This is a genomic window from Paenibacillus sp. FSL H8-0537 (genome assembly GCF_038051995.1).
Lineage (GTDB): Bacteria > Bacillota > Bacilli > Paenibacillales > Paenibacillaceae > Pristimantibacillus.
In genome coordinates, this window is record NZ_CP150290.1 from 4,412,592 (window position 1) to 4,435,460 (window position 22,869).

The following is a 22,869-nucleotide window of genomic DNA, read 5'->3' on the forward strand; positions in this document are numbered from 1 at the left end:
CGTTTTCATTTTGAGCTAACTACCCGTTGATCTTTGTGAATTCACCCGATAAATCATAGATCCTTTTGCGAAATCGGGCCAAACGTTGGGAAATTCGATCCAGCTCCTTCACACGGTCAGGCTGCATCCCTCGTCCATGAACCGTAGATCGTTACTACACTTAAAAGTGTAGCGCTTACATTTTTGGACAACAACCTGTCTATCTTGTGTTCAATTACCCGTCATATTATAGGTTTATTCTTGTCAGCTGCTATCAAAGCAGCTGTCTAAATAACAAAAAGACCGCAATTCCCAACCAAGTGGAAGGGGTTGCGATCTTTGTGCTTTATTATGCATATCTACTATTTGTTATTTAATCATAGCGGTCTAGCTAGCTTTCCATCGCATAAGGATCGATTATTTGAATCGTTCCATCATCATTGTAATGCAATTCCGTGAATTTAACACAGCGCTTATGATTGACACCTTCGGAGAGGGAGCTGTCGTGATAGAACAAATACCATTTGTCTTCAAACTGAACGATAGAATGATGGGTCGTCCAGCCGATTACTGGTGTAAGAATGGTCCCTTTGAACGTATAGGGACCCATCGGGTTACGGCTAACCGCGTAAACCAGCTTATGGGTAGTCCCTGTTGAGTACGACAAATAGTACCAGCCGTTATATTTATGCACCCAAGGTCCCTCGAAATATCTTCGATCCTCATCACCAGCTAGAATCGGGCTGCCGTTTTCGTCGAGAATCGAAATCTCCTGTAGCTCACCTTGAAAAGACAGCATATCCTCGCTCAGCAATGCGACCCGCGGACCCAGCGCTGCCTCCCCCGCATTCGGACCTTCTGCGCCCGGCTCAAAGACGCCGTTCTGCCATTTTTCCAGTTGTCCTCCCCAAAGACCTCCGAAATAAATGTAGGACTTATCGTCTTCATCCACGAATACAGCCGGATCAATACTGAAGCTGCCCGCAATGTAGTCAGGCTCTGGGGTAAAGGTACCCGCTGGTGTCGTGCTTGTGGCTACGCCAATCCGAAAGATTCCTTCATGATCCCGAGCGGGGAAAAACAAATAATACATATTGTTCTTATAGGCAGCATCCGGCGCCCATAGCTGCTTAGAAGCCCAACGGACATCCTTTAGATGCAATACCTCGCCATGGTCTACAACAGCAGCGTCAAAACTGTCTATCGACAGCACATGATAATCCTCCATCGCGTATTGATCCCCATTATCGTTGTCAGGACCATCGTGGTCAAGGTCATGAGACGGGTAAATATAGATTTTGCCTTCAAATACATGGGCAGAAGGATCTGCTGTAAAAAGATGGGTAACAAGCGGTTGATTAGGTACTGGTGCATTAGACATATGAAATCTCCTCCAATTCAGGGTCATTTCTAACTTGCGTATCGCTTATTCGCTAAACTGCCACTCGTAAAATTTAATTCCTTTAGTGCCATGCTCTCCACAGAACACAAAGTACAGATCGTGCACACCGTATGCACCCGCTACTTCTGTTTGCAAGTCCATCCAGCCTTGTCCGTTCATGTTCGGAACCGGAAGTGTCCCAATCTGCTTTCCGTCCGGGGCATTCAAGCGGAGCTCTATTCTGCTATCCGCACCCGCATTTAAGATGGAAGCCTTAAAAGTCGCGGCTCCTTTATCCCCGAATTGTACCTTGGATAAAGCGAGCCAAGCCCCGCTATCCATGTCAGCTACGACCGTTAGCGGGCTTTGCGGATCGCTCTCGCTTGCGATGGCGACCACAGCAACACCAGCACTCCACCCCATCGTCACCGCGTCAACACGGACATAGGGATTAAATGCCTTTACTTGCCGGGCACCTTCATAATCAGCATGGATCTCTTGAATTAAACCATCCTGAAACGTAAGCTGGTTCAGGTGCGTGGAGCGATAACCGTTCGGAACGTCTAGCCTTTGGGATAATGTCTGGGCATGATAAGCGATATACCAGGCTTCATGAAACTGAAAAATGGCATGATGGTTGTTTCCCCCAATACCGAAGAAGTGCACTGGATTTTTGAGGATCGTTCCACGATAAGTCCATGGCCCCATCGGTTTGTCGCTTGTCATATAGGCAATTTCGCCTGCGGGCGGGCTCCCCGCCGGGCGAGCGCCATTATAGAAATTCGAGCAATAGGTATAGTAATAAATGCCATCCCGCTTATTGATACCGGCATCCTCGAACATATACGGAGCAGGAATGACGGCTACCTCGCCAACAACGCTCGTCATATCATCACCCAACTGCATGACGCGCGCAGTATTGGGCATCTCATGCTTCCCCTTAGGAACACCACCGCCAAAATAGATATAGCCCTTTCCATCATCATCGACCAATACGGCAGGATCAAAAAGCCACGTCACATCCTCCACGCCTGGCATTGATCTCGAAATCAAGGGCTGCCCTATGGGATCAACCCATGGACCTACCGGGCTATCGCTTGACAATACGCCAATTCCGCTGGCATTGTTGGCAAAGTAAAGGAAATATTTATCCTTGCCGTCGATTATTTTATGCGCTGCTGCCGGCGCCCACGACTGCGTGGCCCATTTGGCTGCGCCCTGCGGGCCTGCAACCTGAATTTCGCCATGATCCGTCCAGTTCCTCAAATCATCCGAGGAAATAACCGTGATTTTATTAATGGTTCCATACGTATTTTCTTTCATATTTCCATCTTCGTCATATTCCAAAACATCGTTCGTCATATAGAGATAGACGCGATCCTCTACAACTAAGGCATACGGATCTGCACCAAATTTGTGGGAGACAAGCGGATTGCCTTGTGGAGGCAACTTCCCGATTGCAGTGGCGGGCAGTTGGTCATTCATTTCATATCCTCCTTGTACGTTCGTTTTCGTTTATAACGGTAGGAAAGGTATCCCGATATTCTTGCGGCGTTATTCCCGTCGCCTTCTTAAAAAAGCGCGTAAATGAATGTGCCGCTTCGTAGCCGACGGCGGATGATACTTCTCGAATTTTAAGCTCCCCGTTTCTTAGCAGCTCTCTAGCTTTTTTCAAACGGCAGCTATCTATATATTCGGATAAATTCACCCCCCGCTCCTGCTTAAAAAACCGGGATAAGTAGGATGGATTAAAATAATTAATTTCCGCCAGCCGCACTAAGGATAAGTCCTCGCTTAAATGTTCTTCAATATATCGGCATATACGGTCGATTACACTGGTTGTCCGCTCCAGCTCGCCGTTATGCTTAACTTTGAATAGGCGGTCGGCAATGACATGCAAATAGGCAATCCCCTCCTTCATGGATGAATGCTCATCTAGTCGCATCAGTTTTCCATAATCACCAATCTGGTGGTAAAGCCCCCAGCGATTAATGGAAGAAAGCAGCACAAGCGCGATAGAATAATAGCTCTCTATCGTTCGGTGAACATTGCCCGTTGGATGCAGCATGCCAGTCGTCATTTCCTCCACTACCTCATAAAACTTCTCTCTTCTCCCAGCTTCAAGATATGCTTCCATTAACTCCGTTCTTTGAGCAATCATACTGTCTTCTTTCCTGTTTGAAGGCTCAAGCTGCTCCGTGCGATCCGTTAAAATAATCGATAGCCCATCGGCAATGGTCATTTGATGCAGCTGACGCAGTCTTTCATATTGCTGCGATATCGCTTCCCATTCACAAGAAGCACCACTTATAGTGAAGGCAATCGTTAAGCCTAGCGATTCCAAACATGTCTCCTGAATGAGCTCGAGCGTTCCTTCCAAATAGCGAATTAAATGACTATAAAACCTTTCCTCGACACGTTCAGATGGCTGAAGCAGCCATAACAAATTGCCGTGCTTATCAACAATTCCAATATGCCGTGTCTGCTCTGACAAATAGGAATGCCCGATCATTCTGGCGGAATTAACAATCTCGCTTCTATCGGAGTAAGGGGTCTCAGCTGGATATGACAAATGACCAACTACCATCACAACCGGAATCAAAGGACTCAGATCGATGTTCAGTTTGCCAAATTCCTTAACCAACACCTCTTGATCATGGCAAAGAAGATGGCTTTTTTGCAAAAGATGTCTGATATACTCTCCTTGTGCCATAAATTCAAGCGCATACATCTGTTCACGGGATCGCTCGACTAATGCGCTCAATTGATTGTTTTGATGGATCTCTTGAATCACTTCTTGTACAACTTCCGTAACTTTCGTATAACCTTCCGTCTTCAATAAATAACGGACATTCGACATTTGAATCGCCTTATAGGCATACTGAAACTCGCTATAGCCCGTTAGGAAGATGATTTTGCACCGTGGCCAATACATCTGGATTTCATCAGACAATTCCAAGCCGCTCATGCCTGGCATGCTAATGTCAGTGATAACGATGTCAATACGGGTACGTTGCAGCCAATTGAGCGCTTCTTTACCAGAGTATGCTTTACAGACATCCAGCTTATCTGGCATCCATCGCTGAAATACTTCATATAACCCATCCGTAATGATGTCTTCATCATCCACGACTAACAGTCTAAGCAATCTCATTCTCCTCCTTCAGCTTGATGCGAATGACGACCTTGAGACTATTCAGCTCGCCTCTAGACAGAAGCAAACCGCTATTTCTTCCATACGTTAAAATAATGCGCCTATGAATGTTCATCATGCCCGTCATTTCATAAGATTCTGTAGTACTGTCTAGGCGATTCTGTAAGGCTTCGATCTCGGTATCGCTCAATCGATTCCCGTTATTTTCCACTATAATCCGGGCCTCAGTCTGATCCAGCTCAAAAGCAACGCGAAGCAGTCCATCTTCCGTCATTTTCTCCAGACTATGCTCATATGCGTTTTCGATAATAGGCTGAATGATGAGCCTGGGCACACGGATATTCTCCATTTCCTTTGGCAAGTCATCAAACTCCACACGAATCCGTCTTGAAAACCGAAGCTTCTGAATTTCGGTGTACATGCGAGAGTGCCTCGTTTCCTCAGCCAGCAGCACATTATCCTCCCCATTACGGGTAATGAATCTAAAATATTCCCCTAGCATATTCGTAAATTCTTCAATGCGCTCCGTATCTCCCGTTCTGGCCAATGAATTGAGAATGAAAAAGCTGTTATAAAGAAAATGGGGATTGATTTGAGATTGAAGCTGCTTGAGCTCCGCCCGCTGCATCATCAGCTTTTGCTTAAAATCCTGATCAATAAGTGCCTGCAATTTATTCAGCATTTGGTTGAACCGATTATACAAATAGCCGAACTCATCCTTCTCCTCGTGCTCAATATGAATATCCAATGCACCTCCTTCCATTCTCCTAAAGCTCTGAACGAGAAGCAGCAATGGTTTATGAACGAATTTATAAGTTGAATAAGAATAGATAGCGATGGCAATGAAGGTCATGATCGCGAATAGCCATGCCCAGATTACGAATTTGCCCAGCGGTTTGCGTACCGTTTCCTCGGGCAAATACGAAGCAACGGTAACACCCAATTTATCGGAATGTGCTTTATCAATATGATACTTTTTGCCATCTATAACCAGCTTGGTCGTGCTGGCCTCTTCTACTTCTCTTATATCGCCTTGAAGCCTTCCACTTAATTCCTCGTCGCTCATCAATACAAATCCCGTCGTATCCGAAATAAGAAAAGATCCGCTTTCTGGATAAATATTGACTTGGTCCAACGCGTATCTCAGCTTTTCCCTATCCAATTCAATTTGTATGACGAATAGCGGCTCTTCTCCCTTCTTACCGCTATACTTGGAGGTGCTAAGATGAAGGGTGTTCTCCCACTTTACAAGTCGCTGCTCGCTCCTTCCAATACTGAAGCGAAAGAAATTGTACTTATCAACGTCAAGATCAGAGATCGCATTGCTAAACGAGATTGTTTTGTTAACAGGACGGATATGCACATAAACATCCTTAATGTATACACTACTATTTTTAAAGGAAGTTAAGCGACGGATTAAGTAATTTAAGCTCGCTCTTTTTTCAACATTGTCCATCATCTCCCAAGTGACAACGAGCCTATTTAATTCAGTATCTTCCAACAAGTCGAACTCCTGCAGCTCCATCCATTCGATTTCCCGATTAAGGGCTTCCAAATAATTGGTCAATTGCGCTTCAGAAGTTCTCGACAGGCCTTCGCTGGCATTTTTATAGCTCCAATTATACAAATATACGCCTAGCAGGATAATAGGAAGAATCACGATGAGATAAATAATGACCTGTCGCAGGAATATCGTATTACGCCAAGAATGAGCGGGAAATTTAAGCAAACAAAATCCTCCGATGCTGCTTTTATAAGTTGTGAGCAAGTATTGTGTCTTCCAGCAGACAAAAGTCGAAGAAACCTCTCCCTACTTCAGATTACTACCTCTTTCCGCATACCACTGGTTTACCTCCGCTGTTGTGCTGCTCCCGCCCAGCTTATTCCAATCGTCTACAAACCGGTCAAATTCGTCGATAGAACTGCCAAGTATAATATTAATGAAGGTGTCGATTTGAAGATTATACAAAATCGCTTGCTTCACAAGCATCGTTTCCGTTGGTGGTCCTACAAAGCTTTCGTATAATAGCTGGTCTTTCTTCATATATTGGTCAAGGATGGAAAAAGCACCAGATGGCCCATAGGTCCGCTCCCAGCCCCAGCTTGACTCTTTATTCGCATTTCCGGAACGGGAAATTTCGATATTTTTATAGATGAAACTGGCTTCATCCTTTAAGACCGAATGATCGCCGTTTCCGCCAGCCTCAGCTATTTGGCGATACGCCTCCAGATTCTTCATTGCCGGGAACGGCGTCACTGGAGAAAGCTTCCAGACCGGAAACGGGGAGCTGTAATAGGTTTCATATTCCGCTGTCCCACCCCAGTTCTTCTCCAGATGCAAATTAAAAAGCTTAACGATTGCTTCAGGATGCGGATACCCTTTTCTGACGGCAAAAAAATGGCTGGTGTTGAACCGCAGCGGAACCTTTGGTGCTTCTCCTGATACAGAAACGATCGGAAAGGCCTGCCACTCCGCATTTGGTTCATTAGCACGGCTTGATTGAACCGTAAAAGACCCCCATTGCTCTCCATAAAGCATGCCAACTTTCCCCTCAGCAATTAGCTTTTCTTCTTTCAAGCCATCCTTAAGAGCAAATTCGCTATCAATTTGACCATCCCGATACATATTTTGAAGAACCTTTAACGCCTCTTTCACTTCTGGTTGAATCCCGCCATATAAGAGTTTTCCCGACGCGTCCTTCATCCATATATTAGGATAAGCCTTATAGCCAGCCATAAAGCCTGTCAATCCCATAACGGGATCAAATAAATACTGAGTCACTGCTAGGCCAAACGTATCATGAATGCCGTTTTGGTCAGGGTCATTTTCTGTAAACGCTTTCGAAATAGCTAACACGTCGTCCATGGTTTTCGGCGGTTCTAATCCCACTTTGTTTAACCAATCTGTACGCAGCCATATAAACATCGCCCCTTCAATAGAAGAGCTGGTCTCTGGTATTCCCATCAGCTTCCCTTCAACCGTTGCTGCTTCAAAAGGCCCTGTCCCCTCTTGGCTTAAAATTTCCCTCGTAAACGATGAGCCATATTGCTCATAAGCTTCAGACAAATCCTGAATCAGTCCAGCATTGCTGAGCATCCTCAGCTGCTGCGCATTGACTTTGACGACATCGGGAATATTTCCTGAAGCAAAGGCCCCGCTTAGCTTCTGATGATAAAGGTCACCCTTGGCGATCCATTCATAATTGATTTTAATGCCAAGCACCTGTTCATATAGACGAATCCACCTATTATTCTCGAATGTTTCTCCCGGCAATTGGCTGATTAAATCCTCTAAGCTATCGTCGCTTTCTCTTGCAAAGGTTAGTTCAATAGCTGGATTATATGGGCTTAGCGCGGGCTCTTCATAAATAGTCCCTCCTTCAAGCCTGTTCGAGCTTTCTTTATTAGTGCCGCTGCTATAATCGCATGACGTTAGGAGTTGAACAGACAATAATGCAGCAAGCAAAAGCTTGACCTTGTTCATTATTGGTATTCTCAACAGGTGTGCCCCATTTCACATTAGAAAATATCGACCCAGTCTATTACTCTAATTATCCAAATAATGAGAAGAAACACAATACACATCTCTTTATATTGTTACCCATCCTTTACTTTAAAAGCAAATAAAAAATCCGCCCATCCCCTGCTTTGGATGATGGACGGATATATTTGTTAGATTAAATCTGACTTCTGCAGCAGCAGCTGAATCATCTTGGCCACCTCGGCTCTTGTCACCTGTGCTTTCGGAGCTAGCGTGCCTACGCCTCTCCCGCTTACGATGCCTCCTTGAATCGTGTCTGCTATTCCGTCTTTCGCCCAGCCAGCCGCCTCCGATGCATCGGTGTAAGGCTGTAACAGCTCGCTTGCGGATTGGTTCGGAAGCTTCGCCTTCTGACCAGTAACAACCATCGCCTTGGCTAAAATCGTCATTGCCTGTTCGCGATTAATCTTTTCTTTCGGCCGGAATGTACCATCCTCGAACCCTTGGATAAGTCCGTAGGCCTCGGCCGTCTTGACCGCGCTGCTGTACCAATCCCCCGCCAGCACATCCGAGTATGCCGGTGTCCCGCTTTCCAGCTTCAAGCCCAGTCCCCGCACCAAGATCGCCGCAAATTCGGCACGTGTAATGGCTGCACTCGGGTTAAATAAATTTTTGCCGATACCATTGATGACCATTCGTGCCCCCATGTCGTTCACGGCATCCTTTGCCCAATGATTTTCGACATCCTTGAATGCTGTCGGATGGTAGATAATCGAGTAGGTGCTGTTAGACAAGCTGTTCAGCACCGCAAAATACTTGCCGTCCAACTGAACGATTTTAGTTGGCACATGACGAACCTCTCCATCCGGCTCAACGACAACACCTGTTGTTATTTTGCTAGGAACAACACCTTCTGGAAGAGCAATTGTCCGTTCTACATAAGCGTTGAACTTCGTTAGCTGAATGACTGAATCTTTATTCATAACCCTAATTGCAAAATCGATTGGCGGTACTACCAAGGTGAATTCCTCTAGTGCAGCCGCACGCTCTACCACCTTTGTCATTTCCTCAGACGTTGCAGCGATCTCAAATTGAATCGTAATATCTTGTAAATGGACCGAGTCTCCTAGCTGGCTGTTCACCGCATTCATATCGATTTTCTGCACAGGCACCGTATAGGTTGCCCGATCCGTTTGGAGCTCGATTACAGCTTTCTTCTCTCCTAAGACTTTAAGCATTTGGGCATTCAACTGTCCGATGACAATGTCGGAGCCGTTATGAACGGGAATGGTAACGACGGCACTATCCCCTTGCACGGCAAGCAGTTGACCCAGCTTCTGCTCGTCAAACACAACCGTTGTAACGGTTTTTCCATTTTTTTCAATTGTTATTGCCTCTCCCGTACTTACCGCCTTGCCGTTGATTAGGATGTCGATGCGGCTGCTGCCCGTCTCTGGTGCAGTTGTCGATGTACCTCCACCATTGCTTCCGCCATTGTTGCCAGGATTGCTGCCTCCGTTGTTTTCGCCAGCTACCGTAATTTGCGTTACAGCCTTCTTCTCTGTGCCTCCGGCAGCGACTGTCAATGTCAGCGTGCCTGCTCCAGCTGATAAGCCTTTGACTGTAACGGCTGCTTTGTTGCTGTCTCCTACGATGCTGATATGACCGCCTGCCTCCCATTGATAAGCAGGGTTGGTTGCATCAATTGGATTGAGCGCCGAGCTGAAAGTTAATTGCTCGTTCACCTTAAGCAGCTGTGCCCCATCTGAAATGCTAACGGATTGCAAGGGAATGGTTTCCTCCGCTTCAAGTGCAGTGAATTTCCAATAATCCATATTGAATAGATTACTCTTGCCTTCTCCATTAAATATAAAGAAAACATTGTGGACCCCTTTAACAGGGCTTACATCGGTTTTCATCAGCTTCCAAGCTTGCTCCCCACCTGTAGAAGCCGCATCAAGCGTACCTATAACCTCACCAATAGGGCTATCTACACGAATCTCGATTTTTCCGCCTACATCTGAGGCAATATTGGCTTCGAATGACCCGGCCCCGTCATTGCCGAAATCCACATTCGCAACCGCCAGCCAATCTCCGTTATGAATATTCGTGACATTCAGATTAAACGCTGATTTTGTACTGCCTGGAGCAACAGATAATTCTGTCAAAATACCTGCATTCCACGCAATGGTTTCCGCTTCAACCCTTTGATAGGGATTGAGCGTTTTCAGTTGAGCGATACCCTCCATATCAGCTTGAATCTCTTTCATTAATCCATTCTCATAAAATTCAACCTTGTTAATATGAGTGGAACGATAGCCTTTTCCATCACCAATAGCCGCTTTGCTGACGGTCTGCGCATGGTAGGTAACATACCACTCTCCATTAAACTCGAAAATAGCATGATGGTTATTGCCCCCAACTCCGAAGAATGTATACGGATTTTTCAAAATCGGTGCAACATAAGTAAACGGCCCCATTGGACTGTCACTCATCATGTAGGCAATTTCACCTGGAGGCGGTGTGCCTTCCGGATGGGTACCCGAGAAATTGGAACAATAGGTATAATAATATTTTCCGTTATATTTATGAATGCCGGAATCCTCGAAAATGTAAGGCGCATCGATCATAACCGCCGCCCCTACTGTGCTGATCAAATCCTCGCCCAGCTCAATCACTCTGGCGGTTTTGGGGTTAGCTATTTGTTCAGCAGTCGAGTTAGGTTCCCCAGGAATGCCTCCGCCAAAGTACAAATAACCTTTGCCATCGTCATCAACCAATACCGCCGGGTCAAACAGCCAGATTACGCCGGGAACGCCGGGCGTATTTCCGGTAATTAAAGCTTTTCCGAGCGGATCGACCCACGGTCCGAGCGGGCTGTCCGCAGTTAGTACGCCAATGCCTCCTGCACCGTTAGCAAAATAAAGAAAGAACTTGTCCTCGCCATTAATTTGCTTATGTGCAGCTGCCGGCGCCCACGAGAATGTCGCCCAGCCAGCGATGCCACCCGAGCCCGCCACTGGAATTGCGCCATGGTCCGTCCAGTTCACCATATCTGCCGAGGAGATCACATGTACTTTATTCAAATTAGCGAATGAATTGTCTTTAATATTCCCGTTGCTGTCATATTCGAAGGAATCACTCGACATATAGATGTAGACTCTTCCATCGTAAGCTAACGCATACGGATCAGCCCCCAGCTTGTGACTTATCAAAGGATTGGAGTAGCCTGGGATTTTCGCAAGCGCTTTCGTATCCAGCAGCTTTAATCCAATGCTCGCTACGGCATCATGCACGTTGTAAACGACATCGCCGCCTTCAACATCAATGTAATCCGTTCGAATGGCAACGGTGCGATCAGATGGCACAAATCCATCGACCTTCAGTTTTATCGTCGCTAAGAGGTCGGAGGATGCATGCGTAAACTTCACATTTTCCCCAGATACATGCAGCTGAAGACGATGGTTCTCATACGTATAAGTCCCATTTCCAACTAGATTGTCAGCATTAAACTCTACACCGGTTACTGTTAAATATTCGGGTATGCTATAGGACGCTGAAATCGACGTATAATTCCCACTCGGGAGCGCTTCCATCTTTACGGGTACGGTAAGCTCCATATTCTGAACGCCAATCACATCAGGCACATCTCCCAGATCTGCTTGCAGGACGGTTGCGAGTGAATCGGTTCCCGTCATTTTGTCAGCTATTCTAAAGTAATCAAAATCTACATATCCGCCTGTAGTCTTGGTAGCAAAATTAAACAATGCAAATCGATAGCCCATAAAATGATCAAGCTTGTAGCTCATTTGAAGGGGATTGCCTATCGCATGCCATTCAACTCCATTAAGACTATAATAGAAATAGGCTTTATCGGTTAAATTCCGATAATCAAATTCGACTTTTAAATAGACTCTGTCCTGAGTTAGCGGAACGCTTGCAAGCTCTTCTGCTGTCCCTGAGCTTGCATTTACCATAATGAGGGATTTCGTATTCCCCTCCATTTTCACACCTACGAATCCATAGTCCTTCTGGAAAGCAGCGAGACCCGCAACATCTCCATTTTTCATTTTGCTGATATCCACGGCCACTTTTCCTGAGCTTTCTGGTCCAAACGTTCGTTGGGTAAGCGTATTTCTAGCATTTTCAATGCTTGTGCTCTTTCTTCCGTTCGTAAGTCGCAAATAACCAGGACGCTGCGTCAAAGACCAATTATTTTGGTCCGGGTTATGATTCCACTGCCATGCCAAGGCAAGGTTAGAGCCATTGTAGTCATATTCTCCGTTGTTTGTTTTGTCCAACCCTCCGGGCGGTGTAACGTCAATAAGAGAAAGGTCATCCACATAGAAATCCATCAAATCCTTAACCGGGTCCTGCTGAGCTGTCCAGGAAGTCTCGATGAAAATAATCGGTTCATGGAGCGCGGCATCTGCCGGGATGGTGTAAGTCCCTTCAATCGTTACCCATTCCCCTTTATTTGCCACAGCCGATCCAATTACCTTGATCGTTGTCCAATCTCCATCCTGCATTGCAAAGTTAAATTGCCTTCTAGTAGGCAGTGTGTCGTCACCTTCATACTTTACTTTTGCAGAAAATTTATAAATGCCTCCAGCCTTTACTTTACCGGCAATCCGTTGCTGAACGCCTGCACCTGTAGCCTGTCTGTCCGTAATCTGCAGGCTATGTGTTCCTCTGAATGCTTCATCCGTTGTTACTGTAACCGTTGCCTGATCATGGGCCGTCCATGGGGCTTGTCCTTTTTCGAACCCGCCGTTGATGAGAAGATTGGGATCCAGCGATACATCAAGAAGAGAAACGTCATCTACATAAAAATCCATCAAATCCTTAATCGGATCCTGCGCAGCTGTCCAGGAAGTCTCAATGAAAATAATCGGTTCATGGAGCGCAGCGTCTGCCGGGATAGTGTAGGTTCCTTCAATGGTTCCCCACTCCCCTTTATTGACCGCAGCCGTTCCAATTACCTTGATTGTTGTCCAATCTCCATCCTGAATCGCGAAATTAAATGGCCTTGAGGCAGGCAGTGTATCGTCGCCTTCATATTTTACTTTAGCGGAAAATTTATAAGTGCCGCCTGCTTTTACTTTACCGGCAAGCCGTTGCTGAACACCTGCACCTGTAGCCTGTCTGCTGCTGACGTGAATGCTGCTTTCGCCGCTGTTATATACGCTGTCTGTTACTGTAACAATGGCCTGATCATGAGCTGTCCATGGGTCTTGACCTTCTTCAAAGCTGCCGTTGACCAGAAGCTCTTCTCCTTCCTCCGCAAGCTCCGTTTGCCCAACACTAGCAGCAGTGTATAGCATTTCGTTAGAAGCTTCGTAAAGCTCTGCATCTGGGTCTGAAATTTGCTGCCTAGCAGCCGCATTCGCTGATGAATCACCTAATGCATTGAATGATGAAGCCCCCACTCTCTCTGTGTTCTGATAGAACTCGTCAGAAGCTGCAAAATAGCTGTTGGCGCTTACTCCACTTACAGGAATTTTGATGTTTTCCGGAATTGTACCGTTGACGCCGAACACCGGCCAATTATTTTCCCAAGCAACGGGTACAAGAAACGGTATGCGGCCAACCGCTCCATGATCTTTGAACAGCAAGCCATACCACTTGCCGTCTTGTGTATCAATAATGCCACCTTGTGCAGCACCTTCACTTAAAACGAGTTTCCCCTCGTATGTGCCGTCGATAGTAGACGCGCGATGCACAATCTGAACACGAGGTGAATTTTTAGGCCATGCGATATTGAATATATAATAGTAGCCGTTTATTTTTTGAATGTGAGAGCCCTCGGCAGGCAAGCCAACATTCTCTATTGTGCTTGCTGCTAAACTTGCGTCGGGGATAACTATTTTGTTAAGGCCGCCTGCTTTAATCGCTGTCGCATCTGCGGTAAGCTCAATGATTTTTATATCACCTCCGCCGTACACCATGTATACCCGTCCATCATCATCAAACAGTAAGGACATGTCGTGATAAACCCCATCAAGCTCGGAACGCGTCCAAGGCCCTTTTTCAATATTAGCTGTTTGATAGATATAGGTTTTACCGGTACTGTATGAAGCAAAGGCCACGTAATATTTGCCATCATGATACCTTAAGCTGCTGGCCCACGAGCCTTTGCTATAATCGTTTTTTTCGTTTCGAAACGTCTGCTCGTCATTGTCAGCCAAAATATCATACACATAATTGACGATTTCCCAGTGTACAAGATCATAGGATTTCATAATCGGCACACCTGGATTCATATGCATAGTCGTGCTGGTCATATAGTAGACGTCGTTTACCCGAATAACATCGGGGTCCGGAACGTCTGCCCATATGATTGGATTCTGAAACTCAGCCTCCTCCTGTTTAGCGAATATGATGGTGCTGGGCACAAGGCTCATTAACAATGTAAACGCTAACAACAATACAAATGACTTTCTATACATTTTTTCGTCTCCTCCTGAAAATGATTATTTCTTTGTATATCTTAAAATAATCATGCTCACTAATCGATGTATTTTTTTATTCAAAAGGTTAAAATTATTATTATAAATTATTTATTTACCATTATTTAATAAAAATAAACGCAAAATAAAGAGCAGCTCAATAGCTAATCTGCTCTCCAATCTTTTAAACTATCTGATAGAAAAATGTATGACGCATATGTAATCGCTTTCATTTACTCCTCTTATTATGGGATATCCACAAAACAAAAAACAACGTTCATATTTTTACATCACCTACATTCCTTCTCTTCTTGAGCTTCAGGACGCCCACAAGGAAGCCTCGGCAAGAAGTAGACAGGCTCTACTTATTTCTTTTTAAGTTTGTTGTTCTCTAAGGTCTCATCGTCTTACACCCTGCTTCTACACTATTCCCGCCACCGAATATCCGCCTCATAATACTTCCGGCTCACCGGCCGCTTGCGCAGCTTTACACGCAGCTCGCCGTCCTTCACAATTGCTCTGCACACACGGGCGCGCACGCCAACAGGCAGCTTTATGATTTCTTTCCTATTGCCGGGCAGCCCTTCCACACGAAGGCGGTCTTCCTTTACCCATAAACGAAGCTCTTCCGAGCGCACATGTGCGGGAAGCGGGTATTTGACGATGATAAATTGCTCACTCTGGGAAAAAGAGTACGGCGAAGCCTGCTCCGCAATTGCTCCGGCAGCTTCTGGCAGCGCTTTGGTCATCATTTTGCGCACAAATTGCTCCACCCAATCTGGCTCACGCAGCACATCAAACCCTTTAGGCAGCTTCTGCCCCTCTACCCAGCGTTCGAGCTCATCCCATTTAGAATCCATCGTTTACCTCCCACCTCCCAGCCTCTCTCCACTATATGCGTCACCCAGCTAGGCGGATACTTCTTAGCTGCTCCTGCATCAAAACAAAAGTAAGAAGACATGGCTTTTCAGTTTGCGCAAGGTTTCAACACCCTATCAAGCAGGGAACCTCTGGGCGAATGCCGCATACGATATTACAACCATACGCTTAGCAGCAAGGAGGTCTTTGCTATGCCCGCTATAGTCGGCTTTGTGAAAATCGTTAGCGTCGGCTCCAGCTCCATCGTCCAGTTTGGCGACGCCGTGCAAATGTCGCCCTCCAGCACTTCCAAAACCTATGCTGGCTCAGGCTCCTTCCTTACCGGAAGCCTGACGAATTCCAACAACGCCGTAAGCGCCACAAATACGCTTGATCCAGACGTACAGGACGGCACGCAAAATGAAGTAGCAAACGGGGTCAATATCGTATGAATTGGACCGTTCATCAGACGATTACGATCCATCAGCTCCGCGTGGACAGCGTCTCGAACAGCTCTGTCCTGCAAATTGGCAGCGCAGGCTCCATTCGCTCCTTATCCCAGCTTTATAATACGGGCGGCTTCACCGGTCCAGCCGCCCAGCTGGGTGGAGAAAATCCGCTTTCCTTCGTTCCGCTGCCTAATCCGACCTAAGACAGGAGGTTTCAACGATGCAGCAGCAGCCGAATCAGCTGTCTCCATGGCAAGCCTGGTCGCTTGACGTCGCAAGGCAGCTCCAATCCCAGCAGGAAAGCATCGCTTCGCTTGAGCAACAGCTTGCGGCCATCTGCGAGCAGCTCAAAAAGCTTGAAGCGAAGCCTACTTATAATGTGGAAAATTTGCAGTACCATTTTGACCAATTAAAGGTAGAAAAGCTTGAAGGCACGCTCAATATCGGCATGACGCCACAGGGATCGCCGGATATGAATGGCGATATTGAGCAGTTGGCCGTATCCAAGCCGCTCGTCTATCCTGCTCCGCCTAATGGCGCAGCTCAGCCATCGGATCCCTATGCCCCGATACAAAATGATTTGAACCAGTATATTGATACCGAAGGCGCGCAGAAGCTGATGCAGATGGAAAAGCAATTTTGCATGCCGCTCGATCCCCATCACCGCAGACTCATTCTGTCCGATATCCGCAGCCAAATGCCTGCTCGCATCCAATATTATGCAAGGTCGCTGCCGCGCCAGGATGGCGTTAGCGAGGAAACCGCTGCCCAGCAGAACAGAGCCGAGGTGTTCGCCAAAACAGCTCGCGATGCCGACGCGGCCATGCTTCAATATATGCAGCAATTACAGAAGGGAGGCGTAAGGGAAACCCATGATTAAATTTATTGTTCACAATGATTGCCTGAGCGTTGGTAAAGTTGACATACTCGGCGTATCCAGCGCATCGCATTTCCAGATCGGCGATAGCGATTATGTTACGTTGTATTCCATTTTTGATACACCGCCCGAATCCGTAATCATTGGCCCACTCGCGCCTTTTCCCGAGCCGGGCGGCGCCAGCAGCGCTGAGGGAGAAGGCGCGGAATGACCTTTCCACTCGATTATCCTATTCGCACAGCTGAGGTCGGCGTTTTGACGATTGTAAGTGCCTCAGGAGCCGCCATCGTCCAGCTTGGAGATCGCGGGCAATCGACGCCAAAGCTTCGCGCGCTTGCCCTGCAGCGGGAAATAGGCCATGACCAGGCAGGCGATGTTTATTTTGAATCATATGATCTATACACCCAGTCGTTTCCAAGCTTTGATAATTTCGACGGCTCGGCTAAAGACATCATCCATACAAAGCGCACCAATCATTGCCCGCGCATTGTGGTTGGCTGCGTATATATTATTGCCATTGGCTCATCATCGAGCGTGCAGGCGGGGAATGCGATGGAAACGATCGCCGAATCGCGGATTAAACATATTCGCCAGTTTAAGCGTCCCATTCCAGTACCAGGCATCGGCTGCCCGCTCCCTCCGGTCAAGCCTGCGCTGTATAGGTGAATGGAGCATAGACAACAGCTGTGCGGTACGAATTACCCGCAAGGCAAAATGCCCTTGCTAAGCTTATGTTCTCTCAACTAGGCATTAGCTGAAAAGCAGCTGTGACGGTACAAACGTCCAATTTCCCCACACACCTCCGGCATATATTAACCTTGTGAACGAAAGCTTCACACTAACACAAACATTCAGGAGGTTGTTAATAGTGGGATACCCTGTAGCAGGCGCTAACGTAGGTTGCGGTCCAATCGCCGGTGCCAACAGCTGTTGGACAAATACGGGCACAATTCTCGTTCTCTTCATTTTGCTTGTTATCATCTTGCGTACCTTCTGCTTCTAAGCCTAGTCACACCACTGCACATTAGCGCATAATGAAACGGCTTGCTTTTAATCCAGCTTTATCTCAGCAGCATTCGCTAGTAAAAGGGTAGGCGGATACAGACACAGCAATAACCGGCGGGGGGCATGGGCCCCTGCCGGTTATTGCTGTGCGTGCCTAACTATTGCTCGGAAGCAAGCTCTGCTATTTCCTTCGTAATCTCATCCCCGCCCTGCATGCGCCACTGCTTGACGAATTCATCAAAGCTGTCCAAGCTTTGGTCGCCAACAATTATTTTCAAATAGGTCTCATTCTCCAGCTGCTCAAGTGCCGCCCATTTCGCGCCCATTGCCGGGGTGGAGCCGTAGAAAACACTGTTCACTTTAATCATGGGCGTTTTTCGGATGACACCGACGCCATATTCATAAGCCGCTGCGGGCTTCCATGCATCCAAATTTTTCTTCGAGTTTTGATGCTCAGTCTCCGTCATTTCATACAGCTGGTAAGTGTCAGGATCAAGCGTCGCGGGGTCACGCCGGCCTTCCAGCACGCTCTGCAGATTGTCATATCGCTTGTCTACCGCATCCGAATAATCAAGCAGCAGATCGAACGGATAATAATGGCGCAGCTGCACACCGGACTGGGACGCATATTCATCCAGCCACTGGATTTCTTGAATGTTCGGGTCCAGCCGCCGTTCCAGTCGGGTAAATACATTGAGCAGCTTAACGACCGCCTCAGGATATTCGTAGCCTTTACGCACCACGAGATAACGATCCGTTACCGGTGCGGTATGTGTGACATACTCCCCATTCGCATCCAGCGGAGCCGCATAAGCGCGCCATTCTGCTTTCGTATCCTGTGCTACTGCTTCTGAGAGCGGCCAATAAGGCACCCACCACGGTCCAAAAAACATCCCTGCCCTGCCGTTCACAATTGGCTCCTCCGACTGTTTGTACAGCACAAACTGATTATCTATCAGTCCCTGCTTGTACCAATCTGCCAGCTGGCCGAGCGCAGCTTTGCTCTCGGGCGTAATTGAACCGTACACGACATTGCCGCCCGAATCCCGCGTCCAATTTTTCGGGAAGGCATGGAACGCATGAAAAATAGAATCAAAACCGCTTGGGTTCGGCTTCTGTCCAAATACGACAATTTTGTCACCGGCTATACCAACGGTATCCGCCTTGCCGTCGCCATCAGGATCACGCTCTACGAAGGCACGGGCGATCTCCTCAATATCACGCAGCGTCCTCGGCGGCTCCAGCCCCAGACGATCGAGCCAATCCTGGCGGACCCAGAGAAGGGTAACTGCGTCCATCTCAATCGCCACATTAGGCAGTCCGTAAAGCTTACCATCACGCGAAGCCTCCTCCAGCGCCTTGCCGCCCGAAGAGGCATAAATATCGCGTACCAGCTTGGAGCTGTAGGCCGCGTACGTACCCGTTAAATCCTGAATCATATCATTGTCGATAAGCTTCCGCAGCTGAGCGCGGTCAACGACCATCGCATCAGGCATATCATTGCTCCCAATAGCAAAGCTGATTTTTTGCTCAAAAGCCTCTTCGCCCTTCGCTTCCCAAGCATGAACCACCTTTATATTCGTCAATTGATCCAAGTAGCGGGAAATGGGGTTGTTGTCATTGGTGTCGCTGCCGGACAAGCGGGATTCAGGAATTTTAAACCCTACCCGAACGCTGACCCGCTCTGGCATGCTCCCATAAGCGAGCGGCTCTGCGCTGCTGTCCGCCAGTGCTTCTTCCTGCAAGCCAGCCGTCTGCGCTGGGCTATTATTGCCTGTACAAGCTCCCGTCAGCAGCAGCACAGCCATTATAAGCAAAGCTACTCTCGCTCTCATTAATCACCCCTCCATTCCCCCTGGATTGCCGCTTGCTCAACCGCCCGTACGCATTCGCTCGGCTCGAAACTCGCTAGGCAAGCTGCCTACCAGCTCCCGAAACAGCTTGCTGAAATATTTATCATCCTCAAAGCCTACCGCGCAAGCAATTTCGTAGACTGGCATTTCTGTCGTGAGCAGCAGTTCCTTCGCGCGCTCCATTCTTATGCCGCGAAGCATGACGCCAAAGGGCATCCCAGCAAAACGGGCAAAGCAGCCGCTAAAATAGCTCCGGCTCATTTTCACATAATCCGCCACATCCACCTGATTAAGCTTGCCGGCCGCTTCACGGCGAATGTAGACCGTTGCCCGCAGCATGCACTGAAACACCTCTTTGGAAAGCGACAGTTCCAGCATTCTGCGCTGGGCATAATCCGAGAAGCGGCGCAGCCAGCTTTTAAAGTCCTGCCAGCAGCGCGAACGAATGAGCTCTGCGCGAAGCCCTTCCGCCTCACTTGGCTGCATCAGCAGCGCGGACCAGGTCTGGCATAAGTTTTGGCCAAATTGCATGAGCTGCTCCTTGCTCGCCCGCAGCTGCTCCAAGCGGCATATGAGCGTTTCCCAAGCAGTAGGGTAAAGCGCCCAGCGCAGATCAGCCATGTCAGCATCAAGCAGTTGAAGCTGCCCCTCTTGATCAGTTGATGCCGTAATCCGCTGCAGCTCGGAAAAACTCAATTGAATTCTGTCATGCTGGCCGGTCGCCATATAAAACATCACGGCAGCAAAGCGCTCCTCCAGCAAACGCTTCACATCTGCCAGCTCCTTCTCTTGAAGCCCCGTAACGATAGCATAATGAAACCTGCCCTTTAACAGCTGAGCCAGCTCCCGCTGCCAGTCCGGCTCTGGGGTCAGATGCAGCAGCGGGATCAGCGATAGTCCATTCAGCTCAACCAGCGAAAAATTCTTCAAGGCTGGATGCCGACACAGCTCGTCTTTCCCTGCACCTTCCGTTAAGGGATAGCACACCAGCGCAGCATCCGCCTTCAACCGTTCCGCTGCTCCGCTCAGCTCCGCTCCTGCTCGAAAGCTGCTTTCCCACCGAAAGCGCTGGGCAATTCTGTGCATCACTTCATCCGCTTTATCGGGCTCCAGCAGCGTCTTCACAATATAATCAATCGCTCCAAGCCGCAGCGCCTCCTGGACATAATCAAACTCATGATGGCAGGTCAGCACGACGCTGCGAATAGCGGGAAAACGCTGCTTGATTTGCTCAATAAGCTCAAAGCCGGATAGCTGTGGCATCGTTATATCGGTGAATACAAGATCGACCTCCGTATGCGTGAGTAGCTCCAGCGCTGCTTTTCCATCCGCCGCCTCGCCAACGATTGAAATGCCAAACATCGACCAGTCAAATAACGATATAAAGCCTTTTCGCACCAGCCGCTCATCATCGACTACAATCGCTTTAATCATCGAACTCCTCCTTCGCTTTACGCGGAATCACGATGGTTACTACCGTTCCTTGACCCAGCTCGCTCTCAATGCAAAACTGCATCTGCCCATTATAAAATTGCCGCAGCATCCGGTTCACATAGGACAGTCCGATGCCAAGACCTCGCTTCTCCTTGCTGTCATCACCGGACAATAGCTTTGCAATCGTCTCCGGCTTAATACCGGAGCCATTGTCCTCTACCCGCAGCAGCATCTCCGCAAAGCCGACAGGCTCTATCGTAATAACGATGCGCCCTGTACGGTCGCTCATCCCATGGTAAATAGCATTTTCGACGAGCGGCTGCAGCAGAAAACGCGGAACCGCAACCTGCAGCACCTCATCAGCAACGTTAAGCTGAAATTCGAATTCATAATCATAACGAATGCGCTGCAGCTCCATATAATTCGTCATCGCTTCTATCTCTTCATTAACGGTTACGATCAGGCTTTGCTTGCCCAAATTATAATGCAGCACCTTGACGAGCAGCGTGACCAGCTTATCAATTTCCTTCTGCCCATTCATCCGGGCCAGCCACTGCACGGTATTGAGCGTATTATGCAAAAAATGCGGATTGATTTGGCTCAGCAGCTTTTCAATTTCAAATTGCCCTTTTTGCTTTTCCTTGTAGGCGACCTCGGCAATCAAATCATTAACCGTCGTTTTCATATTTTGAAAATTATTAAGCACGAAGTCAAACTCCTCGACATTGGTAAAAGAAACCGGGCTTGTGCGGTTTTCCGCCATGCGCACAATTTCTACATTGACCTTGCGCAGCGGGCGATAAATTTGCTTCCAAATAAACAGCGCCAGCAGCAGCGCGAAGACGAGCGTGGAACAACCCAGTACAAGCATTTTGCTAAGCCAGGCATACATTTCGCTGTTGAAAGCTGATTTGCTGACAACGGCGATAAGCTGCCAGCCTTGGGCGCTCGGATAACGGAACAAATGATAATCCGCTACCTCCTTATGCAGCTCGGGAAACCCGGCATCTACCGCCTCCCGTACCTGCACCGGCATGCTTTCATCCTCCATATACGTCATGCTGCCCTGCTCATTGACAAGCACATGCGTAACCTTCATGCCGTAGGTCTGCTGCTGCAAAATGCTGCGAAATAAATTGTAATTAGTTTCCAAGTAAATATACAGCTTCTGCCCGCCGTCTACGCGAACGATCCGCTGCTCAGAAAACACCATATTGCTGCTGGAGCTGTACTGCGTTTGATGCGGCCCATAATAATCCGCGCCATTATAATGAATAAACAAGGGCAGCATGTTGCTGTCAAAGTTCGGGTTCATGGCCAAATTGGAAAACAGCACCGGATTTTCTTCTCCTGGCATAATGTAAGCGGTCAAGCCCAAATAGGGATTCGTAAAATTAAAGAGATTGATTTTCTGATCGATAGCGGTCATCATTTGTGATTTTCGAGAAATTTGCCGCTCCTGCAAAAAATCGGAAACCTCGTCTACAATTTGACCATCGAGCGCAAATTGCTTGGAGGCAAAATCAAGATTGTTGATAGCGTTTTCAAGATTAACCGCCTCTTGGCCCAGGCTGGCGCTAATTCCGCTTTGAATTTTATTGGAGAAAATCGCATAGATGGAGGAATACGTCAGAAAGCCGACCAGAACGAGCGGCAGCAGGCAGCCCAGCATCACATAAAATATTAATGTGCGCCGCAAGGAACGGGCCGCAAAGCGGTTGTGAAGCACAGGATGTTGTGCTGACATCGCGGGCTGATCCCTCTCTTTCAGGCCTATCACTGACAGACTTGTATGATTGACGATTATTTACTAGAGTTAGAAAATCTTGTTATTATCTTACGATTGGCTTGCCATTAATGCAAGGGGGGAATGGACGCTTTTCGCGATTTCCCCTGCCTCAAGACGTAATTAGCCCCGCCAGTTGGCGGGGCTATAAACGATGCAACGA

At 47.7% G+C, this 22,869-nt stretch carries 16 protein-coding genes; 6 read left to right on the forward strand and 10 right to left on the reverse strand.

From position 1 onward, the window contains the following. Positions 1-370 precede the first annotated feature (370 nt). The 7 genes from MHB80_RS18555 to MHB80_RS18585 form a co-directional block, all read right to left on the reverse strand. A complete protein-coding gene (locus MHB80_RS18555; RefSeq protein ID WP_341278364.1) occupies positions 371-1,360 on the reverse strand; it encodes a glycoside hydrolase family 43 protein in 990 nt (329 codons plus the stop codon). 45 nt (positions 1,361-1,405) lie between these two features. Further along, the gene (locus tag MHB80_RS18560; RefSeq protein WP_341278365.1) at positions 1,406-2,845 is read right to left on the reverse strand and encodes a glycoside hydrolase family 43 protein; all 1,440 of its coding nucleotides are present in this window, start codon (positions 2,843-2,845) and stop codon (positions 1,406-1,408) included. A gap of 1 nt (position 2,846) precedes the next feature. Then, the gene (locus MHB80_RS18565; protein WP_341278366.1) at positions 2,847-4,508 is read right to left on the reverse strand and encodes a response regulator; all 1,662 of its coding nucleotides are present in this window, start codon (positions 4,506-4,508) and stop codon (positions 2,847-2,849) included. Beyond that, positions 4,501-6,243, reverse strand: a complete 1,743-nt coding sequence (locus MHB80_RS18570; RefSeq protein WP_341278367.1) for a histidine kinase — start codon at positions 6,241-6,243, stop codon at positions 4,501-4,503. The genes MHB80_RS18565 and MHB80_RS18570 overlap by 8 nt, the downstream gene beginning before the upstream one ends. A gap of 81 nt (positions 6,244-6,324) precedes the next feature. Continuing rightward, positions 6,325-7,998, reverse strand: a complete 1,674-nt coding sequence (locus tag MHB80_RS18575) for an extracellular solute-binding protein (protein WP_341283025.1) — start codon at positions 7,996-7,998, stop codon at positions 6,325-6,327. A 188-nt stretch (positions 7,999-8,186) separates the two neighbouring features. Then, positions 8,187-14,444, reverse strand: coding sequence for a family 43 glycosylhydrolase (locus MHB80_RS18580; protein WP_341278368.1), 6,258 nt, complete (start codon positions 14,442-14,444; stop codon positions 8,187-8,189). A gap of 425 nt (positions 14,445-14,869) precedes the next feature. Beyond that, positions 14,870-15,304 carry an Hsp20/alpha crystallin family protein gene (locus tag MHB80_RS18585; RefSeq protein WP_338551915.1) on the reverse strand — a complete coding sequence of 145 codons (435 nt, stop codon included), beginning with the start codon at positions 15,302-15,304 and terminating at the stop codon, positions 14,870-14,872. Between the two features lie 210 nt (positions 15,305-15,514). Between MHB80_RS18585 and MHB80_RS18590 the strand changes: the two genes are divergently transcribed. The 6 genes from MHB80_RS18590 (at position 15,515) to MHB80_RS18615 (ending at position 17,631) form a co-directional block, all read left to right on the forward strand. Further along, complete coding sequence (locus tag MHB80_RS18590) at positions 15,515-15,754, forward strand: spore germination protein (RefSeq protein ID WP_046229873.1); 240 nt, start codon at positions 15,515-15,517, stop codon at positions 15,752-15,754. After that, the gene (locus MHB80_RS18595) at positions 15,751-15,954 is read left to right on the forward strand and encodes a spore germination protein GerPB (RefSeq protein WP_046229874.1); all 204 of its coding nucleotides are present in this window, start codon (positions 15,751-15,753) and stop codon (positions 15,952-15,954) included. Before MHB80_RS18590 ends, MHB80_RS18595 begins: the two co-directional genes overlap by 4 nt. A gap of 17 nt (positions 15,955-15,971) precedes the next feature. Continuing rightward, positions 15,972-16,631 carry a spore germination protein GerPC gene (gene gerPC, locus MHB80_RS18600; protein ID WP_341278369.1) on the forward strand — a complete coding sequence of 220 codons (660 nt, stop codon included), beginning with the start codon at positions 15,972-15,974 and terminating at the stop codon, positions 16,629-16,631. After that, positions 16,624-16,839 carry a hypothetical protein gene (locus tag MHB80_RS18605; RefSeq protein WP_341278370.1) on the forward strand — a complete coding sequence of 72 codons (216 nt, stop codon included), beginning with the start codon at positions 16,624-16,626 and terminating at the stop codon, positions 16,837-16,839. The genes gerPC and MHB80_RS18605 overlap by 8 nt, the downstream gene beginning before the upstream one ends. Beyond that, complete coding sequence (locus MHB80_RS18610; RefSeq protein ID WP_341278371.1) at positions 16,836-17,294, forward strand: spore germination protein GerPE; 459 nt, start codon at positions 16,836-16,838, stop codon at positions 17,292-17,294. The genes MHB80_RS18605 and MHB80_RS18610 overlap by 4 nt, the downstream gene beginning before the upstream one ends. 244 nt (positions 17,295-17,538) lie before the next feature. Next, positions 17,539-17,631, forward strand: a complete 93-nt coding sequence (locus MHB80_RS18615) for a dihydroorotate dehydrogenase (protein WP_099521728.1) — start codon at positions 17,539-17,541, stop codon at positions 17,629-17,631. Between the two features lie 160 nt (positions 17,632-17,791). Here the strand turns inward: MHB80_RS18615 and MHB80_RS18620 are convergent, their stop codons facing one another. Genes MHB80_RS18620 through MHB80_RS18630 form a run of 3 tightly spaced genes read right to left on the reverse strand, consistent with a single transcriptional unit; the run spans position 17,792 to position 22,667 of the window. Beyond that, entirely contained in the window at positions 17,792-19,468 is a 1,677-nt protein-coding gene (locus MHB80_RS18620; protein ID WP_341278372.1) for an extracellular solute-binding protein, read from the reverse strand. 36 nt (positions 19,469-19,504) lie between these two features. Then, the gene (locus MHB80_RS18625; RefSeq protein WP_341278373.1) at positions 19,505-20,920 is read right to left on the reverse strand and encodes a response regulator; all 1,416 of its coding nucleotides are present in this window, start codon (positions 20,918-20,920) and stop codon (positions 19,505-19,507) included. After that, positions 20,913-22,667 carry a histidine kinase gene (locus MHB80_RS18630; RefSeq protein WP_341278374.1) on the reverse strand — a complete coding sequence of 585 codons (1,755 nt, stop codon included), beginning with the start codon at positions 22,665-22,667 and terminating at the stop codon, positions 20,913-20,915. Before MHB80_RS18630 ends, MHB80_RS18625 begins: the two co-directional genes overlap by 8 nt. Positions 22,668-22,869: the final 202 nt, after the last annotated feature.

Bases quoted from the DNA above. Each gene is read 5' to 3' on its own strand.
- MHB80_RS18595 (WP_046229874.1), top strand. From the start codon at position 15,751: ATGAATTGGACCGTTCATCAGACGATTACGATCCATCAGCTCCGCGTG.
- MHB80_RS18625 (WP_341278373.1), bottom strand. From the start codon at position 20,920: ATGATTAAAGCGATTGTAGTCGATGATGAGCGGCTGGTGCGAAAAGGC.
- MHB80_RS18575 (WP_341283025.1), bottom strand. From the start codon at position 7,998: ATGAACAAGGTCAAGCTTTTGCTTGCTGCATTATTGTCTGTTCAACTC.
- MHB80_RS18580 (WP_341278368.1), bottom strand. From the start codon at position 14,444: ATGTATAGAAAGTCATTTGTATTGTTGTTAGCGTTTACATTGTTAATG.
- MHB80_RS18605 (WP_341278370.1), top strand. From the start codon at position 16,624: ATGATTAAATTTATTGTTCACAATGATTGCCTGAGCGTTGGTAAAGTT.
- MHB80_RS18610 (WP_341278371.1), top strand. From the start codon at position 16,836: ATGACCTTTCCACTCGATTATCCTATTCGCACAGCTGAGGTCGGCGTT.
- MHB80_RS18585 (WP_338551915.1), bottom strand. From the start codon at position 15,304: ATGGATTCTAAATGGGATGAGCTCGAACGCTGGGTAGAGGGGCAGAAG.
- MHB80_RS18620 (WP_341278372.1), bottom strand. From the start codon at position 19,468: ATGAGAGCGAGAGTAGCTTTGCTTATAATGGCTGTGCTGCTGCTGACG.
- MHB80_RS18590 (WP_046229873.1), top strand. From the start codon at position 15,515: ATGCCCGCTATAGTCGGCTTTGTGAAAATCGTTAGCGTCGGCTCCAGC.
- gerPC (WP_341278369.1), top strand. From the start codon at position 15,972: ATGCAGCAGCAGCCGAATCAGCTGTCTCCATGGCAAGCCTGGTCGCTT.
- MHB80_RS18555 (WP_341278364.1), bottom strand. From the start codon at position 1,360: ATGTCTAATGCACCAGTACCTAATCAACCGCTTGTTACCCATCTTTTT.
- MHB80_RS18560 (WP_341278365.1), bottom strand. From the start codon at position 2,845: ATGAATGACCAACTGCCCGCCACTGCAATCGGGAAGTTGCCTCCACAA.
- MHB80_RS18630 (WP_341278374.1), bottom strand. From the start codon at position 22,667: ATGTCAGCACAACATCCTGTGCTTCACAACCGCTTTGCGGCCCGTTCC.